A 6,875-nucleotide genomic window follows, 5' to 3' on the forward strand; every position below is an offset into this window, starting at 1 on the left:
TCAGCCGTCAGCTAGAAATAGGAATTAGTCTCCAAGGAGAGTTAAAAGTCCGACACGAAAAAGGTCATCAGCTAAACTTAGTAAGTATTATACCAAATTCAAAAAAGGCTGTTACATTCTAATTTGTGATTTATTCCTACAGTTTAATACTTTATGGCTTGCATTCATTGTCAATATTAAAGCTTTTTGATCCATTTTTTGTCTATTTATCTTTCCTAGTTCCGGCGTTCCCTATCTCTTTTTATCTGTTCTGTCACTGTAGCAATATTTTATGAAAATGGTATTACTTTCAGGCATCTTTTTGCGCAGCATGACTCAGGAAAAGCTGAGAGCTGATTGCTAATAGCTGAATGCTTACAAAAGAAAAGCTGTCATACTGAAAAATAGAAGATAAAAAGAATAGAAAAAATTTATGTCAAAAACTCAACCCTATCAACCTTTTTTACTCCGTTTATTTCACAGTATTAATGCTTTATTGGTAATCGCTTGTGTAATTACAGGTTTTTTAGTTTATGACAGTTGGGATGGTAGATTTGGCAAAGTCGGTTTGACTATCAAAAACCGTAGTTTAATAGATATCCATGGAACTTTTGCTTTTGCTTTATTCTTTGTATTTTTGGGATTTATTATAGTTAGCATTAAACTCGGCAGAAACCGTTTAGTAAAATCAGATGATTGGCAAAAATTGACAAATAACGTGGGTAAAAATATTTGGTGGTATAGACTGCATCGCGTAGTCAATACCACAATTTTATTCTCAGCAATACTATCAATAGGTTCAGGAAAATTACAAGATGAAAATTGGTTGCCTAATGGCGAAATGTATCATTTTTGGTACTCCCTGCATCTGATAAGTTGGCTAATTATGTTATTGGCGATCGCTACTCACTTATTAATGAGTGCTAAAGTAGGTGGATATCCTCTAATTTTATCCATGTTCAATGCAAAATATCTACCCCAAGAAAGTCCGAAGTTATGGCTAGAAAAAATTATAGCTTGGTTAAAACACCCTAGAATTTAATAATTAATAATTACCTCTTCTTAGAGACTATTTATAAAAGGAAAATTAAATCCAAATGAATTTAATTGCCCAAGAATTTCAACCAATAGTGGCGATCGCTACCACTCCAACAGCAGCAAAATTATTACAACCTATTTGCCAAGCGTTGGGAGCAACTCTAATGTGCATGATTGTACTCAGTACAGGTTTTGTTGCATGAAAGTAGCGTTCTTAACATCCATTCCGGAGCTTAATCGCGACATAGAGGGATTACTGATGTTCTATTTATACTATTGTCCAATAGTTATTGCTCTGGAATAAGAGCGATCGCGACATAGAGGGATTACTGATGTTCTATTTATACTATTGTCCAATAGTTATTGCTCTGGAATAAGAGCGATCGCGACATAGAGCGATTATTGATGTTTTATTTATACTATTGTCCAATAGTTAGGGAAGAACGATGAAATTTCAAAACTATTACCTGTAAAGATTTCAGCTTTTTGATTTCAAAGATTGATGTTCTATTTATTTATTGTTCAATAGTTACAGAAGTCTTCGCGCGTTATTGTTGTAGATATGGGTCCCAAGTGTTGAATTTATGGGACTTGACCAATTTCTCCTTTAGGTATAAATTCAGTTATAAGCACAATTCTCAATACCTAAACACCTAAAATATGAATTTAATTGCCCAAGAATTTCAACCAATAGCAGCGATCGCTACAACTCCTACAGCAGCAAATTTATTACAACCTATTTGCCAAACATTAGGAGCAACTCTGTGGATACCAGAGTCTTGTCAAAAAATAGTAAACCTCCCTCTCAATACCCAGGTTTACACTGAGTCTCTGAAAAATTATCTCAACTATTTTGCCAAACTTTATAGTGCTATTATTTAAAGAAACTAACAGAGTTGGATAAGTATAGTGTATTCATACTGGTAGTTTTAGTTCATCATATTTTTTTGCAGTTTGTATAGGAAACAATACTAAAACTGCAACACCTCAGTTGAAAAAAAGCTAAAACTATTAATCTAGAATTGTTGCTCTTTTGAATCTGCTTTCTCAAAATCCTTAGCTTCTATTATGGTAGCTAGGGTTAACTGCGTTGAATTTCTGCGACTTGACCAATGTCTCCTCTAGGTATAAGTTGAATTATTGAATCATAAATACAATTCCCAATACCTAAACACCTAAAACATGAATTTAATTGCCCAAGAATTTCAACCAATAGCAGCGATCGCTACAACTCCTACAGCAGCAAATTTATTACAACCTATTTGCCAAACATTAGGAGCAACTCTGTGGATACCAGAGTCTTGTCAAAAAACTGCCAACCTCCCTCCCAACACCCAGGTTTACACTGACTCTCTGAAAAATCATCTGACAAATATTTGGCAAAACTATTGCGCAATAGTTTTTTGTCTTGCTAGTGGTGCAGTCGTCCGTTTAATTTCTCCACTTTTGCAAGATAAATATCGCGACCCAGCAGTAGTTGTTGTGGATGAAGCGGGTAAATTTGTCATTAGTTTATGTAGCGGACATCAGGGAGGTGCGGATAAACTAACCAATATCGTTGCTCCCCTCCTCAACGCTACCCCAGTTATTACAGGAGCATCTCATAATTTAGAATTACCTGGTATCGATATTTTGGGTAAACCTTTTGGTTGGCAACGTGGGGAAGGTGACTGGAATAAAGTTAGTGCAGTGGTTGCCAGAGGAGAAACTGTACAGGTGCTTCAGGAAGTAGGTTCGACATTGTGGCAAAAACATCTACCGGAGCAACATCCGTTTTACTTTGATTTTCCAGAAATAGGCGAACCATCCCCTACTCCCAAAGCAAGAATTTGGATTAGTTTTACTCACAGACAGTTTTCACCAGATTCAGATTTACCCAAAGTTCAGTGGCACCCGCGAGTATTATGGGTAGGAGTTGGTTGCGAAAGAGGAACTTCTAAAAAATTAATTGCCACTGGTATCGAGCAAATATTTCGCACTCATCATTTAGCAGAAGGAGCGATCGCTGGTATTGCCACTATTAATATTAAAGCTGATGAAATAGGATTAGTAGAATTTTGTCAGGAACGAAATTTACCTTTACGGACATTTTCAGCGGAGTTATTAAACTGTGTTGAAGTACCTAATCCTTCTAATATTGTTGCAGCAGAAGTAGGAACTCCTAGTGTTGCTGAAGCAGCAGCTATTTTAGGAGCAAAACAGGAGAAATATGAGCAAGATACGGATTTTCACGGATGCACTGATGATTCATTCCTATTATTTCAAAAGGGAGAAATAAGAGATAATCAACCGGAATCAAAATTACCTTTACAAGAAGAACTTCACCCGGAGGAAAATCAACAGCAAGACACAGATTTTCACGGATGCACTGATGATTCATTCTTATTATTTCAAAAGGGAGAAATAAGAGATAATCAACCGGAATCAAAATTACCTTTACAAGGGGAACTTCACCCGGAGGAAAATCAACAGCAAGACACAGATTTTCACGGATGCACTGATGATTCATTCTTATTATTTCAAAAGGGAGAAATAAGAGATAATCAACCGGAATCAAAATTACCTTTACAAGGGGAACTTCACCCGGAGGAAAATCAACAGCAAGACACAGATTTTCACGGATGTACGGATGAGTCTTTTTCTCTGCTTCAACAAGAAAAAAATCTCTTAAAATCTTCGACAAATTTATTAGTTAGTAAACAAATATTCCGCCTCGAAGGTGAACCAGGAGCAATGACTATTGCTGTTGCTTTAGCTGAAAAAGAATATACAGGCAGAACCGGAAAATTATTATTAGTTGGTACAGGTCCCGGTCAACTAGACCAGATGACATCCGCAGCTCAAACTGCCATTAGTTATGCAGATGTTGTAATTGGTTATTCTCTTTATATTGACTTGATTAAACCTTTATTCAATCCAGGACAAATAGTCGAAAAAATGCCAATTACTCAAGAAAGAAAACGGGGAGAAAAAGCAATTGAATTAGCCTACTTTGGTTTAACTGTGGCAGTAGTCTCTTCTGGAGATTGTGGAATTTATGGCATGGCAGGATTAGTTTTAGAACAACTTCAAGCAAAAGGTTGGGATGGCAAAAATCCGGCAGTAGAAATATTTCCAGGAGTTAGCGCTTTACAGTCTGCTGCGTCGAGAGTTGGTGCGCCATTAATGCACGATTTTTGTGCTATTAGTTTGAGCGATTTATTAACACCTTGGGAGGTAATAGAAAAACGTTTAAATGCTGCTGCAATGGCAGATTTTGTCGTGGCAATTTATAATCCTAAATCTCAGAATAGAACAGAACAATTAGTTAAGGCAGTGAATATTTTTTTAGAGTATCGTCAACCAGAAACTCCAGTAGCAGTTGTGCGTTCTGCTTATCGAGAAAATGAAGAAATTACTTTAACAAGTCTGGATAAATTATTGGAGATTTCAGTTGATATGTTGACTGTAATTTTAATTGGTAATCAATCTACAGAAATTTATAGCGATCGGATGATTACACCCAGGGGTTATTTAGGATTTAATAACCAATTTTAATCTGAACTAATTTTAGATAGTGACTAAAAAAAAAGTAATCCTACATAGTAATAGTAAGTAAAGACTAAAACCCCTAACACGGGAGCAAGATGCTCCCACTACCTATGTCCTAAATGCGTAGTGCTATAGTTATCAAAAAGTGGCGATCGCTCCTGAAACTAATAAGCGATCGCTCTCACCTAATATTTACAGGACTTACGCAAAATATGCAATTATACGCCATATGTAGGGGCGAATGGCATTCGCCCTTACTAGATATGGCGCTTGGAGCGTAAGTCCTGATTTATAACTTTGATAACTCTACTTGCGCTTTAACTTGGAACCAGCACCAACAGCACCAACAGCTAATAAACCTAAAATTGAAGCGGGTTCAGGTGTTGATTGAGATCCTCCTTGAGATGGTTCAAATTGTGTAAAAGTGATATTATCAATTCCAGTTCCTGTATCTCCTCTTCCATTAACACTATAAACAATAGACAAAGATTTGATAGCATTTGAATTACCACTAATGCTGAAGGTATCAAGAGTTTCTGAACTTACTGGGCCTGTGGAACCTAGAAAGTCCTCAGAATTAATAACAGTTGAAAAACTATCAGAAAATACTGTTACAGTCGCTACACCAGGACCACCATTGAAAGATAACGCATCTAAATCTAGAAGGTCTATACTAACTTCTGATACAGCTTGACTAAATTCAATAAAGTAGTTACTAGCTCCTGGTAACCCATCGGTCAGGAAGAAATTGCCAATTTCGGACTGAAGAGTAGCGCCGTCACTAGCACTAAAAGCCGTCAATGGACCTCCAATTTGTGCAATTTCAGGAAGTGATGTAGGAGCTTGATCTCCTATCCCGAAAGTTAATACATTACCATTATCAGCAGTAACACTGTTAACTAATTGACCATCAGTGAATCCAGTTTCAAAATCAACTACACCCATTGAAGCAGCTTGAACTGGGGAATTTATTACTGCTAAACCAACAGAAGTAATTACTGTTCCTATTACATATTTATTGGCACTCAAAGCATTAGCCAAACTTTTTACGGTCTACGACCGTAAAAAGTTTAAAAAATTTTTTTGGGGTATTTGAGTCTGAGTCTTCATAATTTTTCTGCTCTCTAGATGAATATTTGTTTAACTTTGTTATGAGTTAAATATCTTTGATTAACCTCACTACAAATATACTGACACAGACATTCTGAAAAAAGCAAGCATTTATTCACAACTTCACTGAATCTTCATCAAATAGGCAAAAATCATGCACAACTTTACCGAATTTTCATATTAAAGTATCTATTGATTACATCAATTTTTCCTAAATGTAAATAATTTATTCGTAACTTCACTGAATTTTCATAAAAGTAGGTAAAAATCATAGAAAACTTTATCGAATCTTCATATTAAAGTATTTGTATTTACCATCAAATATTCCTAAATGTCAACTCTTTTTCCGTAACTTTACTGAATCTTTAAAAATCGGGATAATTGTTGGAAATTGTAGGAGATGTTTTCTATTATCATTAATATAGAATCCTGTTAGAAAGTCGTTATTGCGAGGATAGGGCAATCTCGCACAACCCCTGAGATTGCTTCCTTCCACTCCGTTACAGTCGCAATGACGTAGTTGTTTACTTATTCTGAATAGCTAATTATAGAGAAACCGAATAATCAAACTTAAACCAACGACCAACAAAAACAACAAAACCACCGTGCGAAATTTCTCCTCTGGCAACCTTTTTCTCAACCTACTACCAAGATTGATACCTATAGCAACAGGCAAAATACCCACCACAGCAATACTTAAAAGAGATGGCTGCAGCAATCCAATTTTACCCAATAGAAACAGCATAATCATACTTGAAAGGGTAAAAGAAAGATTGATCGCTTGTACAAAAATCTCTTTATTTAGGTCTAAAGCAAGTAAGAATGGCAAAATAGGCATAATCTGAGAACCTGTGATGCCATTTATTATCCCTGTTGTAAATCCTACAGGAACAATCAGCCATTTCATCATCTTCTCAGAAAGGATAATAGGTTGCGATCGCAACGCCCATAGAGCATAGAGAAATAAAATAGCTCCCAGAATAGCTCGACTAATTGCACCTTCTATAGAATTGAGAACATATACCCCCAGAAGTAACCCTGGGAAAGTGGAGACATAAATAGGCCAAAAATTACTAACTGCATTTTGAAACCTTCCAGCTTGTGCCATCACCAGGAGGTTACTTGAGAGGGAAGGTACAATAACTAAAGGTATAGCTATTTTTGGATCGAGAAAAGTTGCCATGGTCGGCAAGCATATAGTTGAAAAACCAAGTCCT

6 protein-coding genes are annotated in these 6,875 nt (G+C 36.2%); 4 read left to right on the plus strand and 2 right to left on the minus strand.

Annotated elements, in window-relative coordinates:
* Positions 1 to 412 precede the first annotated feature (412 nt).
* The 4 genes from F6K22_RS26035 to cobJ all read left to right on the plus strand — a co-directional run bounded on the left by F6K22_RS26035 (position 413) and on the right by cobJ (position 4,554).
* Entirely contained in the window at positions 413 to 1,021 is a 609-nt protein-coding gene (locus tag F6K22_RS26035) for a cytochrome b/b6 domain-containing protein (protein WP_293104719.1), read from the plus strand.
* Between the two features lie 55 nt (positions 1,022 to 1,076).
* Entirely contained in the window at positions 1,077 to 1,220 is a 144-nt protein-coding gene (locus tag F6K22_RS26040; RefSeq protein ID WP_293104722.1) for a hypothetical protein, read from the plus strand.
* Positions 1,221 to 1,677: 457 nt separating this feature from the next.
* Positions 1,678 to 1,899: a hypothetical protein gene (locus tag F6K22_RS26045; RefSeq protein ID WP_293104725.1), complete on the plus strand. Its 222-nt coding sequence runs from the start codon at positions 1,678 to 1,680 to the stop codon at positions 1,897 to 1,899.
* Positions 1,900 to 2,199: 300 nt separating this feature from the next.
* Positions 2,200 to 4,554 carry a precorrin-3B C(17)-methyltransferase gene (gene cobJ, locus F6K22_RS26050; RefSeq protein ID WP_293104728.1) on the plus strand — a complete coding sequence of 785 codons (2,355 nt, stop codon included), beginning with the start codon at positions 2,200 to 2,202 and terminating at the stop codon, positions 4,552 to 4,554.
* A gap of 300 nt (positions 4,555 to 4,854) precedes the next feature.
* On the opposite strand, the gene F6K22_RS26055 is transcribed toward cobJ, so the two are convergent.
* Both F6K22_RS26055 and F6K22_RS26060 read right to left on the minus strand, forming a co-directional pair.
* Positions 4,855 to 5,589 carry a PEP-CTERM sorting domain-containing protein gene (locus F6K22_RS26055; RefSeq protein ID WP_293104731.1) on the minus strand — a complete coding sequence of 245 codons (735 nt, stop codon included), beginning with the start codon at positions 5,587 to 5,589 and terminating at the stop codon, positions 4,855 to 4,857.
* A gap of 610 nt (positions 5,590 to 6,199) precedes the next feature.
* Positions 6,200 to 6,875: sulfite exporter TauE/SafE family protein (locus F6K22_RS26060; protein WP_293104733.1), on the minus strand; the 676-nt coding region annotated here is incomplete at its 5' end.

Origin of the sequence: Okeania sp. SIO2F4 (assembly GCF_010672385.1) — a bacterium.
Lineage (GTDB): Bacteria > Cyanobacteriota > Cyanobacteriia > Cyanobacteriales > Microcoleaceae > Trichodesmium.

Bases quoted from the DNA above. Each gene is read 5' to 3' on its own strand.
- F6K22_RS26040 (WP_293104722.1), top strand. From the start codon at position 1,077: ATGAATTTAATTGCCCAAGAATTTCAACCAATAGTGGCGATCGCTACC.
- F6K22_RS26035 (WP_293104719.1), top strand. From the start codon at position 413: ATGTCAAAAACTCAACCCTATCAACCTTTTTTACTCCGTTTATTTCAC.
- cobJ (WP_293104728.1), top strand. From the start codon at position 2,200: ATGAATTTAATTGCCCAAGAATTTCAACCAATAGCAGCGATCGCTACA.
- F6K22_RS26045 (WP_293104725.1), top strand. From the start codon at position 1,678: ATGAATTTAATTGCCCAAGAATTTCAACCAATAGCAGCGATCGCTACA.